Below are 20,148 nucleotides of genomic sequence, written 5' to 3' on the forward strand. Positions count from 1 at the left end.
AACCCCTTTCTTGGCGAGAAAAAACTGGAGCAAAATCAATACTTATAGGAAATATCTAAAAATATGGAATTGAGTCTATTTTAACAAAATAGTTAATGAAAATTGGATTACATTCCATAAATATCCGTAGCCGCAGGTCCGGCTAAACGGGGGGGCGCATGGGGCCAGTAAAAAACGCCGCAGCGGGCCTGTTTCCGTTGCGGCGTTTTTTTGTTACAAGTAGGCGCCCAGGTTTATGTCGGTTGTCGGGACCATGGGTTGGCCCGTCGGGTGCGGCTTGGCATTTTGGGTGCTTACGCGCTCGAGCAAGAAGGGACGCACGAGTTCCTGACGGTTAATGTCCTCGCTGGCCGTGACCGTGGTGACGGTGCGCGCGGCGGAGCCGATGCGGACTCGTTTGGTCTTGGCGACAGGTTTATCCTCGATTTGTTCCATGAGCAGCTGCACGCCCTTGCGGCCGATCTCGTAGCCCGGTGGTGCTACCGTGGTGAGGGGGACCGATCCGCTCCAGGCAAGCGGGTTGCCATCGCAGCCGGCAACAAGAATCTGGTCGGGGACGGAAATGCCCTTGTCGATCAGCGCCGAGATAACGCCCGAGGCCAATACGTCGGTCAAGCCGATGGCAAAATCGGGGCGCTCGTCAGCAGGGCGTTCGGCAATCTGGGTACCGATGCTGTAGCCGTCGGCTGCGGTATTCCACTCTCCGGCATCGATGACCTCAATTTTGATATCGGGATGCAGGGCAAGTGCTTTGTGGATGCCAAGGACGCGCAGGGTGAGCTGCATAAATGCCGCTCTGCCCACAACGGTGATATGGCGTGCGCCGCGGGCGATGGCGAGCTCGGCGATAATGCGCCCCTGTGCCTCGTTGTCGGCGGCCACGTAGTAACCGGGTTCTGAACAATGGACGTCCAGATGGACGATGGGGACGGGAATCTTGGTCATGGCGGGGTGCCAATCGGGGGACGCCATGGGCTGAACCATGACGCCGGACATCTGCGTGCCCATAAAATAGCGCAGGTAATGGTCTTCGAGAATGTCGTCGTTGTCGGCGTTGGCGATGAGCAAGTCATAGCCGTGCTTGCGTGCCTCGTTGTGGGCACCGCTGGCAATTTGGAGCGAGAAGCCGTGGTCGAGGCGGGGGAGAACCAAGCCAAAGGACTTGGTGGTGCCGCCTGCGAGCTGGCGAGCGCTCTGGTTGGGCAGGTAGCCCAGTCGATTGATGGTTTCGTTAATGAGCTTGAGGGTCTCGGGGCGCAGCTTTTCGGGGTGGTTGAGCGCGTTGGATACCGTGCCCAGCGAAACCCCGGCTTCGCGCGCGACGTCGCTGATTTTAACCTTTGCCATAGCGGCCCCTTTGATGCGTTTCAAGTACAAGCCAGATTGTAGCATCGCCCGCCCCCAGGGTGTCAAAACCTGCCAATTAGGGACAGGTTTATTTTGGCAGGTTTTATCTGGGGAAACGCCGCTACTGCCCCGGACCACCACGAAGGGGACAGGCACCTTTGTGGTGGTTTGAGCTGCCCGGGCCTTCAATTGTCTCGATCTGTAACATCTGGACGGCAAAACCGGCTCTACCTGTTACAGATCGAGACATAGTGCAGGGGCCGAACCGTAATGTCTCGATCTGTAACACTAAGCCGGCTTCCGGAGCCGCAGATGTTACAGATCGAGATCTTTCGCCGGGATAAGCCGCCGCCCCGGCCCAAACCACCGTTAAAGGTGCCTGTCCCCATTGTGGTGGTTTGGACCGGCTGGGCATGTGTGCATCGGGTGGTATCTAAGTTGAGATACCACTTCTGGTATATCAGCTTGCGCTTGCGTGAGTACAATACTCGAACGTTATACGTCTCAGCGCCCCCTGTGCGTGGACGTCTTGCAGTCACGCGAACGAAGGGATTTATCCTATGTGCGGAATTGTCGGCTACACCGGCTCTGATATTGCAAAGAACATCCTGGTCACGGGCCTCAAGCGCATGGAATATCGCGGCTATGACTCCTCGGGCGTTGCGCTCGAGGTGGGCGAGGGCGCCGCGGCTCACCTCGACGTCATCCGCCGCGTGGGCAAGGTCGCGGGCCTGGAGAGCGAGCTTTCCAATATCGACAGCGACGCTACCTGCGGCATCGGCCATACCCGCTGGGCTACCCACGGCAAGCCCTCCGTCGTTAACGCCCATCCCCACACCAGCTGCGACGGTCGTATCGCCATCGTCCACAACGGCATCATCGAGAACTTCGCTGAGCTGCGCGAAGAGCTGGAGGGCCGCGGCCACCACTTTAAGAGCGAGACCGATACCGAGGTCTTTGCGCATCTGATCGAAGAGGCCTATGCCGAGACGCACGACCTGATGGCCTCCGTGCGCGAGGCTTGCACCCACGTGGTCGGTGCCTATGGTCTGGCCGCAGTGTGCGCTGACGAGCCCGGCGTGATCGCCGTAGCCCGCAAGGATTCCCCGATTGTGGTAGGCGCAGGCGAGACCGGCGCCTATGTCGCCTCCGACGTCATTGCACTCATCGACGCCACCCGCGATGTCGTGGTGCTCGAGGACGGTCAGTTTGCCAAGCTCACGCCCGCAGGCGTCGAATACACCGACGAGGCCGGCAATGTTATCGAGCCCAAGGTCACTCACATCGACTGGGATCTGGACATGGCCGAAAAGGGCGGTTATCCCGACTTCATGCTCAAGGAAATCCACGAGCAGCCGCGCGTCGTGCGCGACACGCTGGTCGGTCGTATGACGCCAGCCGGCGAGCTCGACATCGACGAGCTGGGCCTTTCGCTCGAGGAGCTCAACGACATCGACCGCGTCTACGTGATCGCTTGCGGCACCAGCTATCACGCTGGCCTCATTGCTAAGAATCTCATTGAGGGCTGGGCTCGTATTCCTACCGAGGTCGAGGCGGCAAGCGAGTTCCGCTACCGCAACCCCATCATCACGCCGACGACGCTTGTTGTGGCCGTGTCCCAGTCGGGCGAGACGGCCGATACCCTTGCCGCCATTCGCGACGCGCGCATCAAGGGTGCCAAGGTCTTCGGCATCACCAATGTGGTGGGCAGCCCGGTGGCGCGCGAGAGCGACGGCGTCATCTATACCAAGGCCAACAAGGAGATCGCGGTCGCCTCGACCAAGAGCTTTATCGGCCAGGTTGTGAGCCTGACGCTGCTGGCGCTGCTGCTGGCGCAGGTCAAGTACCGCCTGACCACCAAGCAGGCGCGCATGCTGTTCCGCGAGCTTTCCGATACGGCCGAGCAGATCCAGTGGATTTTGGATACCCAAACCGAGACCGTTCATGAGGCCGCCCTGCTGTGCAAGGGCGCGCAATCGGCGCTGTTCGTGGGCCGCGGCATGGGCGCCGCCATTTCCTACGAGGGCGCGCTCAAGCTCAAAGAGGTCAGCTACCTGCACGCCGAGGCCTACGCCGCCGGTGAGATGAAGCACGGCCCCATCGCCCTGATCGACCCGGGCTTCCCTGTCATCGCCGTGGCCACCAAGAGCGCCACCTACGACAAGACCGTGTCGAACCTTATGGAGTGCAAGGCGCGGGGTGCCAAGGTCATCGTCGTTGCCACCGAGGGCGACGAGGAGATCAACAAGATCGCCGATTGCATCATCCGCGTGCCGGCAGTCCGCGACGTGTTCAGCCCCATCACGGCGAGCGTCCCGCTGCAGCTGCTCGCCCGCGAGGTCGCCATCCTGCGCGGCTGCGACGTCGACCAACCCCGAAACCTGGCGAAAAGCGTTACTGTCGAGTAGCGGATGTTCCGGCGTTCCAACAGCCAAGGCCCGGCTCCGCGTCATCAGACGGAGCCGGGCCTTTTTGTACGGAGAAACCACCACAAAGGTGCCTGTCCCCTTTGTGGTGGTTTTGGCAGGTTAGCGGAGCTTGCTGGTCTCGAAGTACTCGGGATACTGGTCCAGAATCTCGGTCTGGTTGCGGAACATCATGTGCAGGTGCTTGCTCACCAAAAAGCGCGCCTCGATGGGGTCGCGTCCGGCAATAGCGCGGCGGATTTGCTTGTGCTCGTTAACAATCTCCTGCTTGTCGAGCGTCTGCGTGGCGGCGCGCAGCCAGCGGAAGCGCTCTAGGTCGGCATTGGTCTCCTCGAGCCACGACCACACGGTGCTGCGGCATGCGATGCTAAAGATCATGCGATGCATGAGATTGTCGCTCAAAAAAAAGCCGATGCGATCCTCTTCGGCCATCGCCTTTTCCTGCAGCACGATGGCGCGGTCGAGCTGCTCGATGCCCACCGAGGTGGCACGCGCGCAGCACTCCACGATCACCTGCTTTTCCAGGTGCTCGCGAATGTAGCAGGCACTCTCGGCAAGGGTAAGGTTGATGGGCGAGACATAGGTGCCGCTTTGGGGCACGGTGCGCACCAAGCCCTCTTGCGCCAGACGCACCAACGCTTCGCGCACAGGGGTGCGCCCCATATCCAGGTCGTCGCAAAGCTGTTTAACGCCCAGCTTTTCGCCCGGCTTGTAGTCCAGGTAGACGATTTTGCGTCGAATGGTGTGGTAGGACTGGTCCTGTAGGCTCGCTTCTTGCTCGCCGATGTGCATCGATTCTTCCATAGCGCCTCGCAACCGTTCATTCACACTCATATGTCAGTTGTTTATTATGCCGCGAGTCAGCCCTCCGCGGTGGGTAATTCAATCGCCGCCCGATAACTTTTGCGACATTTTTTCCTGCGTTTGCGCGGGATTGCGCTTAGCGTTGTCGTATCGTAAGTCGTCGCAAACGTGAAATAGGAAGAAGGAATCCCATATGCAACTGGCAAATATCGTACGCGAGCGCTGGAAGGGCGTCTTGTTCTGCCTGATCATCGCCATTCCCGCAACGCTGCTCGGCAAGCAGATCGAGGTGGTTGGCGGGCCGGTATTTGCCATCCTCTTTGGCATGGTCCTGGCTCTCGTCTTTCCCAAGAATCGTCGCGAACCGCTCGCTGCTGGCGTCACCTATACATCCAAAAAGATCTTGCAGTACGCGGTTATCCTGCTTGGCTTTGGCATGAACCTCTCGCAGATTCTGTCCAAGGGCGCCCAGTCGCTGCCGATTATCGTGGCGACGATCTCGACCTCGCTTGTTGCCGCCTTCGTGCTCTGCCGCGTCATGAACGTGCCGAGCAAGATCGCGACGCTTGTGGGTGTGGGTTCGTCGATTTGCGGCGGTTCTGCCATCGCCGCGACCGCACCCGTCATCGATGCCGACGATCGCGAGATTGCCCAGGCTATTTCGGTCATCTTCCTGTTTAACGTTATCGCGGCGCTCGTGTTTCCGACGCTCGGCGGCATGCTCGGGCTGACCAACGAGGGCTTTGGCATGTTTGCCGGCACCGCCATCAACGACACCTCGTCGGTAACGGCTGCGGCGAGCGCCTGGGACAGCATGCATCCCGGTGCCAATGTGCTCGAGAGCGCCACGGTGGTCAAGCTCACCAGGACGCTGGCCATTATTCCCATTACGTTGGTCCTCGCATGCTGGCAGATGCATCTAGCGCGCAAGGCTGGCGGCGACGCCAAAAGCACGTTCTCGCTTAAACGCGCGTTTCCCATGTTTGTGCTGTTCTTCGTGCTGGCGAGCGTGATCACCACGGTGCTTCAGCTTCCCGCGTCCGTTACGGCACCTATCAAGGAGCTTTCGAAGTTCTTTATCGTGATGGCCATGGCGGCTATTGGTTTCAATACCGATATCGTTGAGCTGGTCAAAAAGGGCGGTAAGCCCATTGCGCTGGGCCTTTGCTGCTGGATTGGCATTGCGTGCATGAGCTTGGGAATGCAGTACGTGCTGGGAATCTGGTAGAGAAGTAGCCAGTTTGCGTGTTGGCTGCTGGTGAGCGCATGCCTGCGGTGGAGCGATAGGAGCTCTTGCGGGTATGGCTTGTCCGCAGGTTGATAGGTCCCGAAGAGCTCTTATCGCCCCGCCAGGATGGCGATGCGGGGCAACACCTATACTCGCAGGACGGCGCTTTCTGCCCTATAGTGTTTGGTGAGCAATATCGTTCAATTTTGAAACACTCGGTCGTGCGACCGTCGGCGGTTGCACATCGCCGCGGACAGGGGCAAATCATGGATAGCGATTCCAAGCTGAACATCTTGACCGAGGCCCTGGCTGCTGCCGGGGCCTCGGCATTGGCAATCGATGTGCGGGGGGACGTCGCGATTTCTACCATGAATGACGCGGCTCTTGAGCGGGATGTGGCGGCTTTTGTCGCTGAGCGCCTCGACCGTATAGGAGACGGCGCGCGTCTGGTTATGGGACGTGCGGGTGCGCGCCTGAGCCTGACCGTTCGCCCCACCGACAAAGAGGGCGGGGGGCTTTGGGTCGCCGTGGTCCGCGAGGTGCGCGGCGCCGCGGCACATGCGGGCATCGAATGGCTCAATGCCGACGAAGTTGAGGCCCGCTACGAATCGAGCGCGTACGGCATCGTTGAGGGGGCGGCCTCGATGGCTGCGCCGGTCGCCGAGAGCTACGTGCGCGGAGTGCCCCTTATGCTCGAGGGCGAGCTGGGGGCGGGTCAGGTCGAGATAGCCAAGCGCCTCTATCTGGACGGTCCTTTTGCCGATCAACCCTTTGTTTCCGTCGCGCTCGATGAGCTCACCGATCGGGGTTGGCGCCATGTGCTCAAAAGCTCCGAATCGCCGCTGTTTCAAACAGGGCTGACCCTTTGCATTGAGGGCTGGAATGCGGTTGGTCCCCAGCGCCTCCGCGAGCTCGTTTCCACGATGGCCGACACCGCGTTGGCGACGCGCTGCCATGTGGTGCTGACGGCGAACGACATGCCGGGCGGCAGCGAAAGTGATCAAGCCGCCTTTGTGACCGAGCGCTTCGCCTGTGCGGTGAGCGTGGCGCCGGCGATTGCCGAGCAGGGAGCCGCGTCGACAAAGGTTGCGCGCTATTTGGAATATCTCGCTGATGCATTTGGGACGGCAGCACCCACGCTGTCCGCCGCGGCGACGAAGACGCTCGATGCTTACCGCTGGCCGCGCAATTATCTGCAGCTCCGCGAGGTCTCGGAACGACTGTATATATTGGTGGGGGCGGGCGCGGTGGACCGCGCTGTGGCGGAGGAAGTGCTCGCCCAAGAGGATGTGATTAAGACCGCAACCTTTGGCGCCCCGACACTCGAAAGTGACCTGTATATCCTGCGACCGCTGGCCGATACCGAGCGAGATATCGCGCATCTGGTTGTAGATCATCTACGCGGCAACCGAACCCGTGCGGCGGAGGTGCTGGGCATAAGCCGTACAACGCTGTGGCGCTTGCTGAAGGACGATGACCGTTGAGCGAGGCGCCCGTGACCGCGCGCGACGCGTGTGCTACAGTCCAAAGCGTTATTGTTTCGATTTGGTTACGGCGTGCGAGGGCATATGGCTGAGACTTCAAAACCGAGCCGCAGAAGACGGAGCGCCGCGCCGGTTAACCGACGCACGACATCGGTGACGTGGGGCAAACACGCCTCGGGGTTTGATGGCTCGTTCAAGCGCACTAAATATGGCTATCCTTCGGCAAGCGCTCGCTTGGCCATGCAGGCCGAGTCGTCGCTGTGGGGCCGCAAGCGCGTGGTGGGCTCAAAGCTCAAGCACGACGGCACACTCGGTTACATCAGCCGCGGGGCGGCTCGCCGCAGCGGGCTCAATCCCGCCGGCTGGCATCGCTACGTGCCGATCGTGGTTGTCGTTGCAGCGATCGTCATCGCGCTCGCTGCGCTTGGCTACGCCGGCGGCGGCGCCAACTTGGACGCAATGTTTAAATCGCCCGAGCTCGCGCATGCAGGCACAGAAGTTGTCGAGGGCGCACAGACCCAGACGGGCGTTGTGCCCCAACGCGGTATCGTCGCGGCGGCCACCACCATCGCCGATGCGCAAAAGGACGAGGACGAACAAAGCGGCGAAGCCGAAACGACTCACACGAACGAAACGACGACAACGGCGACGTCAATATAAGTTGCGAGAGGGGTAGCTAAAATAGCCCCGTCCCAAATTAGCTACCCCTATGACGCTCCTGGGTTACCTTACGTAGACCACGTTGCCGCGGCGCGGCTTTGCCTCGGGAAGTGCGTCTTCGGCATAGCCCAGAATGCAGTGACCGACGCCGCGTAGGCTTCCGTCGGCGGGTAGACCCCAGCTGGCCAGTAGCTCCAGACCCTCGGGCGAATCGAAAACCTCATGCGCGCGGTGAATCCAGCACGAATCAACGCCCAGCGCATAGGCGGCGTTGAGCAGGTTACCCATGGCAAGCGAACCGTCTTCCAGATGCGTGGGCACGCTGCGGTCGACCAGCACCACCACAACGGTCTTGGCGCCATAGAAGGGGTCGCTGTTGCTGCCCATGACTTGCGCGTTGAGCTGTGAGAGACGCTCAGCGGTCGCGGGGTCGGTGACGGCGACAAACGTCACCGGCTGGCGGCCCATGCCGCTCGGTGCATATTGGCCGGCTTCGATAATACGTGCAAGCTTTTCGGCCTCGACGGGGCGATCGCTGTATTTGCGACAGCTGCGGCGGTGAATGAGCGCTTCGATAGTCTCCATGGTGTCTCCTTGCGATGGCGTTGCAGATGCCCCGTTCATACCCGTCGGGCTCAAACGATAGACGGTCAATTGCCCGGCCAAAAGGATAGATTCCAATTGGGAAAGTGAGTTTGCATAAAAGTGCCTTCAGAATGTGACAAACAAATGGGATGGTTAAACGTTTTATCCCGTCTACCCTGCGGTTTTTTACCACTTGCCTAAATGATGCGCGTATAAGCTCTGATAAAGGTTTTACTAAAGGAGAACCAACGTTTATCAATGCGCTGTGGTGGCGCCGGGCCAGGAGGTAACTATCATGTTCCAGGCTGGAGATGTCGTCGAGACCGATTTCGAAGGATTTCTGAAGCTGCTGCGTTCCAAGACGCGCGCTTTCGTGTCGATCAACGATCACGAGTACTACATCACGCACACCGATGGCTATTGGCGTGTTCAGGATTGCGAGGCCCTCAACGACAAGGGCCACTTTACTGACTGCTCCGAGCTGGTCAACACGGTCTGCGAGGTCGTCGAGCTGCCGTGGATTGCCGGCAAGAGCCTGCATGATAGCTTCTCGGGCGCTACGGTCTATGAGGCCGTCGCCGCTTAACAGGCAATAAAACCCGAATTTCACGTGACCGCTGGCGCTGCCCCCGCGCCGGCGGTCTTTTTCTGCCGATAGGCCATAAAAGTGCAAACATTTGCGGAGCGCCTGTTGACGATAGTCAAAACTCGGACTAATATAGAGATACAAAATTGGTCAAAAATCGGACAATCGAATGGTGGGATAGATGAATAGTGCGGTTACACTGGTCGATTTCGACCGGTTGCTCAATGGACTCGACCATATCTATTCGGAGTTCTCGCGCGCCTGCGGTCTTTCGGACTGCGCTTACTGGATGCTCGTCGATACCAGCACGGCGGGCGGCAGTGTTGCCGTAAGCCGTCTGACAAGCGAATGGTTCTACAGCAAGCAGACTATCAACTCGGCAATTAAAACCTTGACGGCGCGGGGTTTCGCAACGTTGGAGTTTGCCGAAGGCAGCCGTAAGAACAAGGTTGTGCGTTTGACCGAAGCGGGCATGCGGTTTGCCGAGCAATATGCGCTGCCGGCGCAAGAAGCCGAGCAACAGGCTTTCGAAGTGCTCGAGCCCTGGGAACAGCGCGAAATCATGCGCCTAATCGGAAAATTTTCCCATGCGCTCGGCGATGAGTGCGATGCCTTTAAGCAGCATATCGCTGCCGAGAGCCAGGCCGAGAATCAAGGTGAGGGGGAGTCGTGCGACTCTTAATGAGGTTTATGAAGCCGTATCGCAGGCTTGTCGCGGTGACGTTGTTGGTGCTGCTAATCGACAACGTCGGTACGCTGTTGGTTCCTACGATGCTGGCGAACATGGTCAACACCGGCATCACCACGGGCGATGTCGACTACATCCTGCGCAACGGCCTCTACATGCTTATCGCGACCGGCATGGCCAGCGGCGGCGCGGTGTTGGGCTGCTATCTTTCGGCGCGCTTGGCCGCCAACGTGGCCTGCGATATCCGCAATGCCGTCTACGACAAGTCGCTCGAGCTGTCTGCCAGTGACTTTGAGCGCTTTGGCACGGGCTCGATGATCACGCGCTCGCTCAACGACATCAACGTGATTCAACAGGCGATTCTGCAGACGATCCAGCTGGTGCTGCCGGTGCCGTTCCTGGCGGTGGCAGGCATCATCTTCGCCTGGCTCATCGATTCGGCCATGGGCATGCTTCTGGGCGTCGTGGTTGCGATCGTGCTGGTTGCGGCGGTCTTTACGGTTGCCAACGCGGCTCCGATCTTTATGCGCTTGCAGAGTTTTATCGACCGTATGAACGTGGTGCTGCGCGAAAACATCGTGGGTGTGCGCGTCATCCGTGCGTTTAACAAGGAGCGCCATGAGGAGCAGCGCCTGGACGAGGTGTTTAGCGATTACGCGGACAATGCCATTAAGGTCAACCACCTGTTTGTGGGGCTCGACAGCTCCAGCTTCTTTTTGATGAACATCGCCGAGGTGGCGGTGCTGTGGGTGGGCGGCAACCGCGTGGGCGCCCATGCGATGCAAATCGGCAGCATCTCGGCCGTGCTGGAGTACGCGATCCTGATTCTGTTCTTTGTGATGATGGCGCAGATGGTGGTGCTGACACTCCCGCGCGCCGCCGCATGTCTGAACCGTGCGCAGCAGGTGCTGGAGATTGAGCCGAGTATCGTGGATGGCGAACGCACGCTCGACGCGAGCGCGTCCGACTCAAAGGACGGATCGGATGCGGTCGCCGTGTTCGATCACATGTCGTTTCGTTTTGACGATGCCGACGAGGACACGCTGTGCGATCTGAACTTTGCCTGTCGCCGCGGTCAGACGACTGCGATTGTCGGCTCGACGGGATCGGGCAAGTCAACGGTGGCCAAGCTCTTGCTTCGCTTCCACGATGCCACGAAGGGCGCCATTCGCCTGAACGGCGTCGATCTGCGCGAACTTTCGCAAGACGACATCCGCGGGCGTATTGCCTATGTGCCGCAGAAGGCGTGGCTGTTCTCGGGCACCGTGGCAAGCAACCTGCGCTTTGGCAACGAAGACGCGACTGAGGCAGACATGCTTCATGCGCTCCAGGTTGCCCAGAGCACCTTTGTGCTCGATCAGCCGCAGGGGCTCGATACCCCGGTGGCGCAGGGCGGCACGAACTTTTCGGGCGGCCAGCGCCAACGTCTGGCCATCGCCCGTGCGCTCATGAAGCATGCCGATCTATATATCTTCGACGATAGTTTTTCGGCCCTGGACTTTAAGACTGATGCCGCCCTGCGCCATGCGTTGCAAGACGAGACGCGCGACGCTGCGGTGCTCATCATCGCGCAGCGCATCTCGACGATCTTGCATGCCAACCAGATCGTGGTGCTCAAGGACGGCGAGGTCGTGGGCCTAGGCACGCACGACGAGCTCATGGAGACCTGCGAGGTGTACCGCGCTATCGCGGAATCGCAGATGAAGGGAGGTGAGTAGCATGACCGAGGAGCTCAAGAAGCAGGGCGGCGTTGATGACGCCGCTGCCGCGGGATTGGTTGAGGAAACGGCTGCCGCGGTACCCGAGCTGGACGATGCCGCCAAGGCAGCGGCCGAGCGCGAGGCTCGTCGCCAAGCGCTGTACGAGGAAAACGAACGAGCCGAGGACGAGCGCGCCCGTGCCGAGGCAGAGCGTATGCGCGACGTGGATGACGAAGACGAGGACGAGACGCCTCGGGATACCTGGGCGACGGTGCGCCGTTTGTGGAACGAGGCTACCGGCGACCATTGGCGCTTCTATATCGTGTTCGTGAGCATTGTGTTCTACGTCATCTTTAACACCGCCGCGCCGGCATATAGCGCTCATGTTATCGACGAGCTGTGGGGCCATATACAGGTGGCGTTTGCCAACGACACCACCTTCAACATCACCTGGGAGAGCTGCGGCAGAACCATCTTCATCTACTTTTTAATCTGGACGGCCGCCGGATCGTTCTATGCACTGCAGAGTTTTTTGATGTCGAGTGTTGCTGAGCGCCTCAACCTGCGCCTGCGCAACCGCATCGCGCAAAAGCTCAGCCGTCTGCCGCTCGCTTACTTTGATGCGCATCGCCCCGGTGAGGTAGTCAGCCGCGCGACCAACGACCTGGACAAGATGTCCGAGAGCATGCAGCGCGGATTGCTGCAGCTGCTGATGTCGATCGGCACCGTGACGGGCGCCATCATCATGATGTTCGTCTATAGCGTTAGGCTCACGTTGATCTTTTTGGGTTTTACGGCGGTATCGCTGCTGGTGACCAAGGTGGTCTCGCACCGCACGCATGACGTAACCGGTGAGCGCCAGGAATGGGTCTCCAAGATTACGAGCGCGGTTGAGGAGGGTTACTCGGGCCGTCTGGTGATTCGCGCGTTCAACCGCGAACGCCAGAGTTCTGCCGAGGTGCACGAAGCCTCGGGCGAGCTGGCGCGCGTGAGTGCCAAGGCCGACTTTATGATTAACGCCGTCGGCCCTGCGGTGCGCTTTATCGGCCGTTTGGCGCAGATCGTGATCGCGCTGGTGGGCTGCAGTATGCTGGTTGCCGGTCACATGACCGTCGGCGTGTTCCAGGCGTTCTTCCAGTTTATCTACGAGGCGTCCGAACCCATGACGCAGTTGTCGTTTACCTTTAACTCGCTGCAGAGCGCGCTGGCGAGCGCAGAGCGCGTGTTCGACCTGCTCGATGAGCCCGAGATGGAGGCCGATCCGCTGCCGGACGAGGCCGCCAAGCTGCCGGGTCGCGTTGAGGGTCGCGTCGCTTTTGAGCATGTACGCTTTGGCTATTCGCCCGACAAGCCGCTTATGCGCGACGTGTCGTTTACCGCCGAGCCGGGCCAGAAGATCGCCGTGGTGGGAACCACGGGCGCGGGCAAGACTACGCTCATCAACCTGCTCATGCGCTTTTACGAGATCGACGGTGGCCGCATTACGCTCGACGGCGTGGACACGAGCCGTATGGACCGCGGCGAGCTGCGCCAGCAGTTTGGCATGGTGCTGCAGGACGCCTGGCTATTTGATGGCACGATTGCGCAGAACATCGCCTACGGCTGTCCCGAGGCGACGCGCGACGAGATCGTGGCGGCTGCGCGCGCCGCGCAGGTCGACTTCTTTGTGCGTACCATGCCGCAGGGTTATGACACGCGGGTGGCCAACGATGCCGAGAGCATTAGTCAGGGCCAGCGCCAGCTGCTGACCATTGCACGCGTGCTGCTCAACAACCCGGCGATTCTCATCCTGGACGAGGCGACGTCGAGCGTGGACACGCGCACCGAACTTGCCATCGGCCGCGCCATGGACGCGCTCATGCGCGGGCGCACCAGTTTTGTGATCGCGCATCGCCTGTCGACGATCGTGGATGCCGACCTGATTCTGGTCATGGATCACGGCAACATTATCGAGCAGGGCACACATAAGGAGCTGCTCGCAGCCGAGGGCGCTTACGCCGACCTCTATCTGAGTCAGTTCGCCTAAGGTGACAAAGGGACAGTCCCCTTGTCACATCGAAAAGAAGGCCCGCCGGGGGATTGATTCCCTGGCGGGCCTTCTTGCGTTGATGCGGGTCTGTACCGTCCGCAGCCCTAGCGTTCGTCCACGAGCTTGGCGACGAGGGCCTTGAGCTCCGCCACCTCTCGCTCGAGTTCTTTGACGCGGCGGGCGTTCTCGGTGATGCCTTGGCGGTTGAGGGCACTCTGCTCGGCGGCGTCATCGGGCATGTACTCGCGATGCTGCTTGGCGTCGAAACTCTCCTCGAACACGCGGCAGCCGTTGCGCTTGATGATGCGTCCCGGCACGCCCACGACGGTGCAGTTGTCGGGCACGTCTTTGACGACGACCGAGTTGCCGCCGATCTTGACGTTGTTGCCGATGCGGATGTTGCCGAGCACCTTGGCGCCCGTGCCCACGGTGACGTTGTTGCCGAGCGTTGGGTGGCGTTTGCCGGTCTCGTTGCCAGTACCGCCGAGCGTGACGCCCTGATAGAGTACGCAGTTGTCGCCCACAATGGCGGTTTCGCCGATGACGACGCCCATGGCATGGTCGATAAAGAAGTGCTTGCCAATCTGCGCGGCAGGGTGAATTTCGACGCCAGTGATATGGCGGGTGATTTGCGAGAGCACGCGGGCGAGCGAGCGATGGCCGTGCTCCCAGAGCCAGTGCTCGGGTACGTGGTTCCACTTGGCGTGTAGGCCGGGATAGGAGAGGAAGATGACCAGGCCGTTTTGCGCAGCGGGATCCTGTGCCTGGACGGTCTTGATGTCCTCGCGAATGGTATTGATAAAGCTCACCGGCCGCCCTCCCTTAGCGCCGCGACAATGCAATTCAATAAAGTATAGCGATTAGCTAGGGATTAGAAAGGGCAATCTTGCCTGCTTTGCGCGACAGGTGTCAATTATGCAAACTTGCTGGTAATGAAGTCACGCTTTTGTAAGGTCGTGTGCGTGGCCGTGTCGTAACCGTATACTGGTCAACTTGGACGTGTCCGCGCCCACAACTGAGAGGTTTTACTTCATGGGTTTCATCAATTTTATCGCCGAGCTGCTTAAGGATCCGCGCACTGCGATCGCCGGCTGGATCGCCGCCGGCCCGCTTATGGCGTACGGCTGCGTGTTCCTGATTATCTTTATCGAGACGGGCGTGGTGTTCTTCCCGTTCCTTCCCGGCGACTCGCTGCTGTTTGCCTCGGGTTTCTTTGCCCACAACGGCGGCTTTAACATCGTGGCTCTGTTGGCCGTCGCATGGACGGCTGCCATCTTGGGCGATCAGTGCAACTTTATGATCGGTCATTTCTTTGGCCAAAAGATCATCGCCTCGGGCAAGGTGAAGGCCATGACGCCCGAGCGTATCAAAAAGTCCGAGGACTTCCTGGACAAGTGGGGCCACCTGGCCATCTTCCTGGGTCGCTTCTTCCCGTTTATCCGCACCTTTGTGCCCTTCATCGCCGGTATGGGCGGCATGCACTGGCGTAACTTTGTCATCTATAACGTGCTGGGCGGTATCACCTGGTCGACGGTCTTTACGCTGCTGGGTTACTTCTTTGGCGGCATTCCCTTTGTGCAGGAGCACTTTGAGCTGCTAATCGTTGGTATCGTTGCCGTGTCGATCATCCCGACTGTGGTCGGTCTGGTTAAGGCTAAGCTGGGCAAAAAGAACGCGTAGCTCGAGCCAGCGCGCAAACCGTGCCGTTGAAGCCCGTCACCGTTTACGGTGGCGGGCCCTTTGCTTCGGTCAAATGAAAATACTTTAGTTAGTTAAAGAAAAACGTTTTATCCAACGCATGCGGGGAGTACAATCTCGTGCATGCGAACCGACGTGCCATCGGCTTTGATGCTGTTCGCGTGTCCCGTCCGGCTCTACGCTCCGGGCGTGCGACGTTGCGACGCGGTCGGCCTCGGTCCTTGCGTGCGGGTTCGCGAGTATGCAACTGTGTATGTAAGGAGCGACATATGGCTGTCGAGAAGAAGGATATCGATTGGGGTAGCCTTGGCTTTGGCTACATGAAGACCGATTACAGCTACGAGGCTCATTGGAAGGATGGCGAGTGGGACGAGGGTGGCCTGACCACCGACCACACCCTGCATGTCTCCGAGTGCGGCGGCATCTTCCATTACTGCCAGGAGGTCTTTGAGGGCCTGAAGGCCTATACCGCCGAGGACGGCAGCATCGTCTGCTTCCGTCCCGACATGAACGCCGAGCGTATGTATAACTCTGCCCAGCGCCTCGAGATGCCCCCGTTCCCCAAGGACAAGTTTGTTGAGGCCGTCAAGCAGGTCGTTTCTGCCAACGCCGCCTGGGTTCCGTCTTTCGGCTCCGGTGCAACCCTGTACGTGCGTCCATTTATGATCGGCTCCGGTGACGTGATCGGCGTGGCTCCCGCTCCTGAGTACACGTTCCGTATTCTCGTGACCCCGGTCGGTCCGTACTTTAAGGGTGGCCTTAAGCCCGTCAAGCTGCGCGTTTCCGAGTACGACCGCGCCGCACCGCACGGCACCGGCAACATCAAGGCCGGCCTTAACTATGCCATGTCCCTCAAGCCCACGATGGAGGCCCATCGCGGGGGCTATGCCGAGAACCTGTATCTCGACTCCGAGTCCCGCACCTATGTCGAGGAGACCGGCGGCGCGAACGTCCTGTTCGTGAAGGAGGACGGCACCCTCGTCGTTCCGCAGTCGCACACCGACTCCATCCTGCCCTCCATCACCCGTCGCTCGCTCGTTCAGGTTGCCGAGGATCTGGGCATGACCGTCGACCAGCGTCCCGTCGAGTGGGCCGAGGTCAAGGCCGGCACCTTCGTTGAGTGCGGTCTGTGCGGCACCGCTGCCGTCATCTCTCCGGTCGGCGAGATCGACAACAAGGTTTACGGCGCCGACGAGACCGTGACCTTCCCGGCTGGCTACACCGAGATCGGCCCTGTGATGAAGAAGCTCCGCGAGACCCTGACGGGCATCCAGTCTGGTGCTGTTGAGGATAAGCACGACTGGGTTTACACCGTCGCGTAATTATCCTTTCCTGTTCGGGCGGAGAGCAAGTTCCCTCCCGGCGCGTCCTCGGACATGCAAGAAGCCCTCGCTGCGCACTTCGTGCGGCGAGGGCTTCTTGCGTTCTGCGGAGTGCGCCGGGAGGGAACTTGCTCTCCGCTCTGCGGGAACGACGTTGTCGCAACAGGCAACAATTAATCTGAATAAAGATGGCGTCCGGCCTTTTGGCCGCGCGTTGTGCGTGGATACGAAAAGGGCCCAAGGTTTGCGCCTTGGGTCCCAAAGGGTTGATGAACTGGCTTAAGACTCTGCCTTGTTGTTTAGAACTTGACGGTCGGGGTCTGGCGGGCGGCCTCAGCTGCCTCGAAGCCCTGGCGCTCCTTAAACTGGAAGATGCCGGCAAAGATGACAGCCGGGAACGTCTGAATGGCGTTGTTGTAGCTGAGCACGCAGTCGTTGTAGCTCTGGCGTGCATAGCTAATCTTGTTCTCGGTATCCTCGAGCGACGCCTGCAGCTGCGTAAAGTTGGTGTTTGCCTTAAGGTCGGGATAGGCCTCGGCTACGGCGAAGAGCTGGCGCAGCGCACCGGTCAGCACGTTGTCGGCTTCCATCTTGGCCTCGGGCGTGGTGGCCTTGACGGCGGTGTTACGCGCGCTGATCACGGCGGAGAGCGTCTCCTGCTCGTGCTTGGCGTAGCCCTTGACGGTCTCGACTAGGTTGGGGATCAGGTCGTTGCGGCGCTGCAGCTGCGTATCGATGTTCTGCCATGCGTTATCGATGCGGTTGCGCTTGGTGACCATGTTGTTGTAGATGCCGGCGATGGCGCAGACAATCACAATAACAACAACGATGCCGATGATGACGGGAAGCATGATGTCTCCGTTTCGAATGGCCGCGGCGGCATGCGCCAGCTGCCGTTGGTATAACGCTACTAGTATACCCGCAACGTTTTGTCGTGCCGAACTTTCCGGTAAGCGTTATGTTTTCGGCGGGGTTGGCACCGGGGCAAAGCGCGCGAGGTACAGGTGTAAGATATGCGACAGATTGACGAGTGTTGTCTTTACCCTGAGGATGGCGATACCAGTGGACCTTCGCATTAAGAAAACCTACCGCGCCCTGTTCGATGCCTTCACCGAGCTTCTCGAGGAGCATCGATTTGAGGACCTGACGGTTGCCATGCTGTGCGACCGCGCCATGATTCGCCGCACGACGTTCTACAAGCACTTTCGCGACAAGAACGATTACTTTGCCTTTTATATCGATGAGCTTATGTCGGGTTTGCCGCAAAAGCGGGCTGGCGAGGGCGGCACGGTGTCGGCCGACGACGTGCGCGTGCTTCGCCACGAGGTGTTCACCGACGCCATGGACCTGATTCTGGCCCATGAGCAGCTCATGGACAACATTTTGGCGAGCAGCATGTCGGGCATGCTGACCAGCATGATTTGCGATCGCATTGCCCGCTCTATCCGCGAGCGTGTGATGAGTGCGCTAGACGAGGACGCGCTTGCGCCCGTGCCGCTCGACACGACGGCTGAGTTTGTCGCCGGCGGCATTATTCGGCTCTTTACTATGTGGTGGGAATCGGGTCACGATCTGGAGCGTCGCTCCGAGATGGCTGACGTTGTCGATGCGCTGTTCGAGCGGACCATGACGCCGGTGCATCGCTAAAAGTGGCGGAGAGAGGGGGATTCGAACCCCCGGAACGCTCTCGCGCTCAACGGTTTTCAAGACCGCCGCATTCAACCGCTCTGCCATCTCTCCGTGAGTCGTAATGATAGCATCGTTTTGAATCTGCAACAGGGAAGGCGAACGATGACGATCACCGAAATCGACGAGAAGTTCATGCGCGAGGCGCTGGCGGAGGCTCGCGCCGCCGCTGCGGTGGGCGAGGTGCCCATCGGAGCCGTGGTAGTGCGCGACGGCGAGATCGTCGCGAGGGCGCATAATCGTCGCGAGCTCGACCAGGACCCTTCGGCGCATGCAGAGTTCGCGGCCCTGTGCGCTGCCGCTCAGTCGCTCGGTCGCTGGCGTCTTTCCGATTGCGCGGTCTACGTGACGCTCGAGCCTTGCTGCATGTGTGCGGGGCTTATGGTCAACGCGCGCGTGGGGCGCTGCGTGTATGGCGCGGCTGATGCCAAGGCGGGCGCCTTGGGTTCGCTGTACGACCTGAATGCCGATTCGCGCCTGAATCATCGGTTTACCGTGGCGGCTGGGGTCCTGGTAGACGAGTGTCGTGAGGTGTTGAGCAGCTATTTTAGTGGGCTGCGTGGCACCGATGGTGCTGGCTGCGGTTGTGGGGGCGATCTCGAGGCGCATGCCGCTCATGCCGAGGCACTCGCGTGTGCCGAAGATATTGCCGTTGAGGCGGTCGATTTTGGTGTCGCATGCCGCCGGCCCCGCCGTGTGCTGCTGGCGATTGATTCCTTTAAGGGTAGCGTGTCGAGTGCGCAGGCAGAGGAGGCCGTTGCCGAAGGCATGCGCCGCGTTTGGCCCGATGCCGAGGTGTGCACATTGCTGCTGGCAGATGGTGGCGAGGGAACGCTCGATGCTATCGCCGCATGCGGTGGTGAGCTCTCGACCTGCGAGGTGGCAGGTCCCTTGGGCGAACGCGTGTCTGCTCGGATGCTGGTGGACGGCGAGCGCGAGTCGGCTGTTATTGAGATGGCCGAGGCGGCGGGTATTGGGTATTCGCCCTGTACGGAGTCGGCGGCGTTGGCGGCTTCGACCTATGGCGTGGGCGAGCTCATGCTTCGCGCAGTCCGTGCTGGGGCAAAGACTATCTATATTGGTCTGGGCGGCAGTGCCACCAACGACGGTGGGGCCGGCATGCTGCAGGCGCTGGGCGCGCGTGTGGTCGATGACCAGGGCTGCGATGTCGCCCCCGGTCTTGCCGGCCTTGAGCAGGTGGCGAGCGTTGATTTGGCGCCAGCGCTGCAGGCTTTGGATGGCGCTCGTATCGTTGTGCTTTCGGATGTCGAGAATCCGCTCGTAGGGCGTCGGGGCGCGCTTGCGGTGTTTGGCGGGCAGAAAGGCTTGCCGACGGGTGACGCCGAGGCGCTGAGCAGGTGCGACAGCTGGATGGTCGGCTACGGTCGTCTGCTCGATACGGCAATTGTCGAGGCTCGAGCCCAGGGGTTGTTGCGCGCACCCGAGGGCGCACGGACATTTGGCTCGGTGCTTGGCGTGCCCGGCGCAGGTGCCGCCGGCGGCCTGGGTGCCGCGCTGCTGGCGCTCGGTGCGGAGCTACGCTCGGGCGTGGAGACGGTGCTCGATCTCGTGGGGTTTGACGAGCGTGTACGCGATGTCGACCTGGTCATAACGGGCGAGGGCAATATGGACGAGCAATCCGCCGCCGGTAAGGCGCCGGTGGGCGTGGCCCGCCGTGCCAAGCGCTATGGCAAGCCGGTTGTTGCCGTCGTGGGCGGTCGTGCCGACAACCTGGATGCGGTGTACGAGCAGGGTATCGACCTTGTCCTGCCGATCTGTCGCAAGCCCATGGACCTGGAGCGGGCACTCGATCCGCAAGAAGCCGCAACCAACCTCATCTGCGCCGGCGAGTCTGCCGCGCGAGCCTACGACCTCGGCCGCCTCTAGAAAAGTAGTCATTTTGGG

General features: G+C 60.4%; 17 protein-coding genes and 1 tRNA gene. 12 read left to right on the forward strand and 6 right to left on the reverse strand.

Annotation, left to right across the window (positions count from 1 at the left end; genetic code table 11):
• Nucleotides 1-213: 213 nt before the first annotated feature.
• On the reverse strand, nucleotides 214-1,347 hold the full coding sequence (locus DW123_RS08005; protein WP_233540172.1) for a LacI family DNA-binding transcriptional regulator: 1,134 nt from the start codon (nucleotides 1,345-1,347) through the stop codon (nucleotides 214-216).
• 560 nt (nucleotides 1,348-1,907) lie between these two features.
• On the opposite strand from DW123_RS08005, the gene glmS reads away from it, so the two are divergent.
• Nucleotides 1,908-3,755, forward strand: a complete 1,848-nt coding sequence (glmS, locus tag DW123_RS08010) for a glutamine--fructose-6-phosphate transaminase (isomerizing) (protein WP_117763820.1) — start codon at nucleotides 1,908-1,910, stop codon at nucleotides 3,753-3,755.
• A 120-nt stretch (nucleotides 3,756-3,875) separates the two neighbouring features.
• Here the strand turns inward: glmS and DW123_RS08015 are convergent, their stop codons facing one another.
• The gene (locus tag DW123_RS08015; RefSeq protein ID WP_233502147.1) at nucleotides 3,876-4,577 is read right to left on the reverse strand and encodes a GntR family transcriptional regulator; all 702 of its coding nucleotides are present in this window, start codon (nucleotides 4,575-4,577) and stop codon (nucleotides 3,876-3,878) included.
• A gap of 193 nt (nucleotides 4,578-4,770) precedes the next feature.
• On the opposite strand from DW123_RS08015, the gene DW123_RS08020 reads away from it, so the two are divergent.
• From DW123_RS08020 to DW123_RS08030, 3 genes are all read left to right on the forward strand, one after another.
• On the forward strand, nucleotides 4,771-5,805 hold the full coding sequence (locus tag DW123_RS08020; protein ID WP_117734862.1) for a YeiH family protein: 1,035 nt from the start codon (nucleotides 4,771-4,773) through the stop codon (nucleotides 5,803-5,805).
• A gap of 266 nt (nucleotides 5,806-6,071) precedes the next feature.
• Nucleotides 6,072-7,289, forward strand: coding sequence for a helix-turn-helix domain-containing protein (locus tag DW123_RS08025; RefSeq protein WP_118273504.1), 1,218 nt, complete (start codon nucleotides 6,072-6,074; stop codon nucleotides 7,287-7,289).
• Nucleotides 7,290-7,373: 84 nt separating this feature from the next.
• On the forward strand, nucleotides 7,374-7,949 hold the full coding sequence (locus DW123_RS08030; protein ID WP_147351609.1) for a hypothetical protein: 576 nt from the start codon (nucleotides 7,374-7,376) through the stop codon (nucleotides 7,947-7,949).
• 63 nt (nucleotides 7,950-8,012) lie between these two features.
• On the opposite strand, the gene DW123_RS08035 is transcribed toward DW123_RS08030, so the two are convergent.
• Nucleotides 8,013-8,534, reverse strand: coding sequence for a nitroreductase (locus DW123_RS08035; RefSeq protein WP_117763818.1), 522 nt, complete (start codon nucleotides 8,532-8,534; stop codon nucleotides 8,013-8,015).
• Between the two features lie 295 nt (nucleotides 8,535-8,829).
• Between DW123_RS08035 and DW123_RS08040 the strand changes: the two genes are divergently transcribed.
• The 4 genes from DW123_RS08040 to DW123_RS08055 all read left to right on the forward strand — a co-directional run bounded on the left by DW123_RS08040 (nucleotide 8,830) and on the right by DW123_RS08055 (nucleotide 13,534).
• Complete coding sequence (locus tag DW123_RS08040; protein ID WP_006235631.1) at nucleotides 8,830-9,120, forward strand: hypothetical protein; 291 nt, start codon at nucleotides 8,830-8,832, stop codon at nucleotides 9,118-9,120.
• A gap of 181 nt (nucleotides 9,121-9,301) precedes the next feature.
• Nucleotides 9,302-9,802 carry a MarR family winged helix-turn-helix transcriptional regulator gene (locus DW123_RS08045; protein ID WP_117734866.1) on the forward strand — a complete coding sequence of 167 codons (501 nt, stop codon included), beginning with the start codon at nucleotides 9,302-9,304 and terminating at the stop codon, nucleotides 9,800-9,802.
• Nucleotides 9,802-11,526 (forward strand): ABC transporter ATP-binding protein, encoded by a 1,725-nt coding sequence (locus tag DW123_RS08050; RefSeq protein WP_117734867.1) that lies wholly within the window; start codon nucleotides 9,802-9,804, stop codon nucleotides 11,524-11,526. The genes DW123_RS08045 and DW123_RS08050 overlap by 1 nt, the downstream gene beginning before the upstream one ends.
• Before the next feature lies 1 nt (nucleotide 11,527).
• Nucleotides 11,528-13,534, forward strand: a complete 2,007-nt coding sequence (locus DW123_RS08055) for an ABC transporter ATP-binding protein (protein ID WP_199407130.1) — start codon at nucleotides 11,528-11,530, stop codon at nucleotides 13,532-13,534.
• 107 nt (nucleotides 13,535-13,641) lie between these two features.
• Here DW123_RS08055 and cysE read toward each other — a convergent pair whose 3' ends face one another.
• Entirely contained in the window at nucleotides 13,642-14,346 is a 705-nt protein-coding gene (gene cysE, locus DW123_RS08060) for a serine O-acetyltransferase (RefSeq protein WP_117717063.1), read from the reverse strand.
• Nucleotides 14,347-14,569: 223 nt separating this feature from the next.
• Between cysE and DW123_RS08065 the strand changes: the two genes are divergently transcribed.
• Together DW123_RS08065 and DW123_RS08070 are read left to right on the forward strand one after the other, a co-directional pair.
• Nucleotides 14,570-15,217 (forward strand): DedA family protein, encoded by a 648-nt coding sequence (locus DW123_RS08065; protein ID WP_117734868.1) that lies wholly within the window; start codon nucleotides 14,570-14,572, stop codon nucleotides 15,215-15,217.
• Nucleotides 15,218-15,504: 287 nt separating this feature from the next.
• Entirely contained in the window at nucleotides 15,505-16,557 is a 1,053-nt protein-coding gene (locus DW123_RS08070) for a branched-chain amino acid aminotransferase (RefSeq protein ID WP_118273506.1), read from the forward strand.
• 299 nt (nucleotides 16,558-16,856) lie between these two features.
• Here the strand turns inward: DW123_RS08070 and DW123_RS08075 are convergent, their stop codons facing one another.
• Nucleotides 16,857-17,408 carry a LemA family protein gene (locus DW123_RS08075; RefSeq protein ID WP_199406608.1) on the reverse strand — a complete coding sequence of 184 codons (552 nt, stop codon included), beginning with the start codon at nucleotides 17,406-17,408 and terminating at the stop codon, nucleotides 16,857-16,859.
• A 211-nt stretch (nucleotides 17,409-17,619) separates the two neighbouring features.
• Between DW123_RS08075 and DW123_RS08080 the strand changes: the two genes are divergently transcribed.
• Entirely contained in the window at nucleotides 17,620-18,204 is a 585-nt protein-coding gene (locus DW123_RS08080; protein WP_117734871.1) for a TetR/AcrR family transcriptional regulator, read from the forward strand.
• A 3-nt stretch (nucleotides 18,205-18,207) separates the two neighbouring features.
• Here the strand turns inward: DW123_RS08080 and DW123_RS08085 are convergent.
• Nucleotides 18,208-18,297: transfer RNA gene (locus DW123_RS08085), tRNA-Ser, on the reverse strand.
• 51 nt (nucleotides 18,298-18,348) lie between these two features.
• Between DW123_RS08085 and tadA the strand changes: the two genes are divergently transcribed.
• Complete coding sequence (gene tadA / locus DW123_RS08090) at nucleotides 18,349-20,130, forward strand: tRNA adenosine(34) deaminase TadA (protein ID WP_118273507.1); 1,782 nt, start codon at nucleotides 18,349-18,351, stop codon at nucleotides 20,128-20,130.
• Nucleotides 20,131-20,148 lie beyond the last annotated feature (18 nt).

The organism is Collinsella sp. AM10-26 (assembly GCF_003472525.1).
GTDB lineage: Bacteria > Actinomycetota > Coriobacteriia > Coriobacteriales > Coriobacteriaceae > Collinsella.

What these genes read in the sequence shown, in the direction of transcription:
- DW123_RS08005 (WP_233540172.1), bottom strand. Translation starts at nt 1,347, where the DNA reads ATGGCAAAGGTTAAAATCAGCGACGTCGCGCGCGAAGCCGGGGTTTCG.
- glmS (WP_117763820.1), top strand. Translation starts at nt 1,908, where the DNA reads ATGTGCGGAATTGTCGGCTACACCGGCTCTGATATTGCAAAGAACATC.
- DW123_RS08015 (WP_233502147.1), bottom strand. Translation starts at nt 4,577, where the DNA reads ATGGAAGAATCGATGCACATCGGCGAGCAAGAAGCGAGCCTACAGGAC.
- DW123_RS08020 (WP_117734862.1), top strand. Translation starts at nt 4,771, where the DNA reads ATGCAACTGGCAAATATCGTACGCGAGCGCTGGAAGGGCGTCTTGTTC.
- DW123_RS08025 (WP_118273504.1), top strand. Translation starts at nt 6,072, where the DNA reads ATGGATAGCGATTCCAAGCTGAACATCTTGACCGAGGCCCTGGCTGCT.
- DW123_RS08030 (WP_147351609.1), top strand. Translation starts at nt 7,374, where the DNA reads ATGGCTGAGACTTCAAAACCGAGCCGCAGAAGACGGAGCGCCGCGCCG.
- DW123_RS08035 (WP_117763818.1), bottom strand. Translation starts at nt 8,534, where the DNA reads ATGGAGACTATCGAAGCGCTCATTCACCGCCGCAGCTGTCGCAAATAC.
- DW123_RS08040 (WP_006235631.1), top strand. Translation starts at nt 8,830, where the DNA reads ATGTTCCAGGCTGGAGATGTCGTCGAGACCGATTTCGAAGGATTTCTG.
- DW123_RS08045 (WP_117734866.1), top strand. Translation starts at nt 9,302, where the DNA reads ATGAATAGTGCGGTTACACTGGTCGATTTCGACCGGTTGCTCAATGGA.
- DW123_RS08050 (WP_117734867.1), top strand. Translation starts at nt 9,802, where the DNA reads ATGAGGTTTATGAAGCCGTATCGCAGGCTTGTCGCGGTGACGTTGTTG.
- DW123_RS08055 (WP_199407130.1), top strand. Translation starts at nt 11,528, where the DNA reads ATGACCGAGGAGCTCAAGAAGCAGGGCGGCGTTGATGACGCCGCTGCC.
- DW123_RS08065 (WP_117734868.1), top strand. Translation starts at nt 14,570, where the DNA reads ATGGGTTTCATCAATTTTATCGCCGAGCTGCTTAAGGATCCGCGCACT.
- DW123_RS08070 (WP_118273506.1), top strand. Translation starts at nt 15,505, where the DNA reads ATGGCTGTCGAGAAGAAGGATATCGATTGGGGTAGCCTTGGCTTTGGC.
- DW123_RS08075 (WP_199406608.1), bottom strand. Translation starts at nt 17,408, where the DNA reads ATGCTTCCCGTCATCATCGGCATCGTTGTTGTTATTGTGATTGTCTGC.
- tadA (WP_118273507.1), top strand. Translation starts at nt 18,349, where the DNA reads ATGACGATCACCGAAATCGACGAGAAGTTCATGCGCGAGGCGCTGGCG.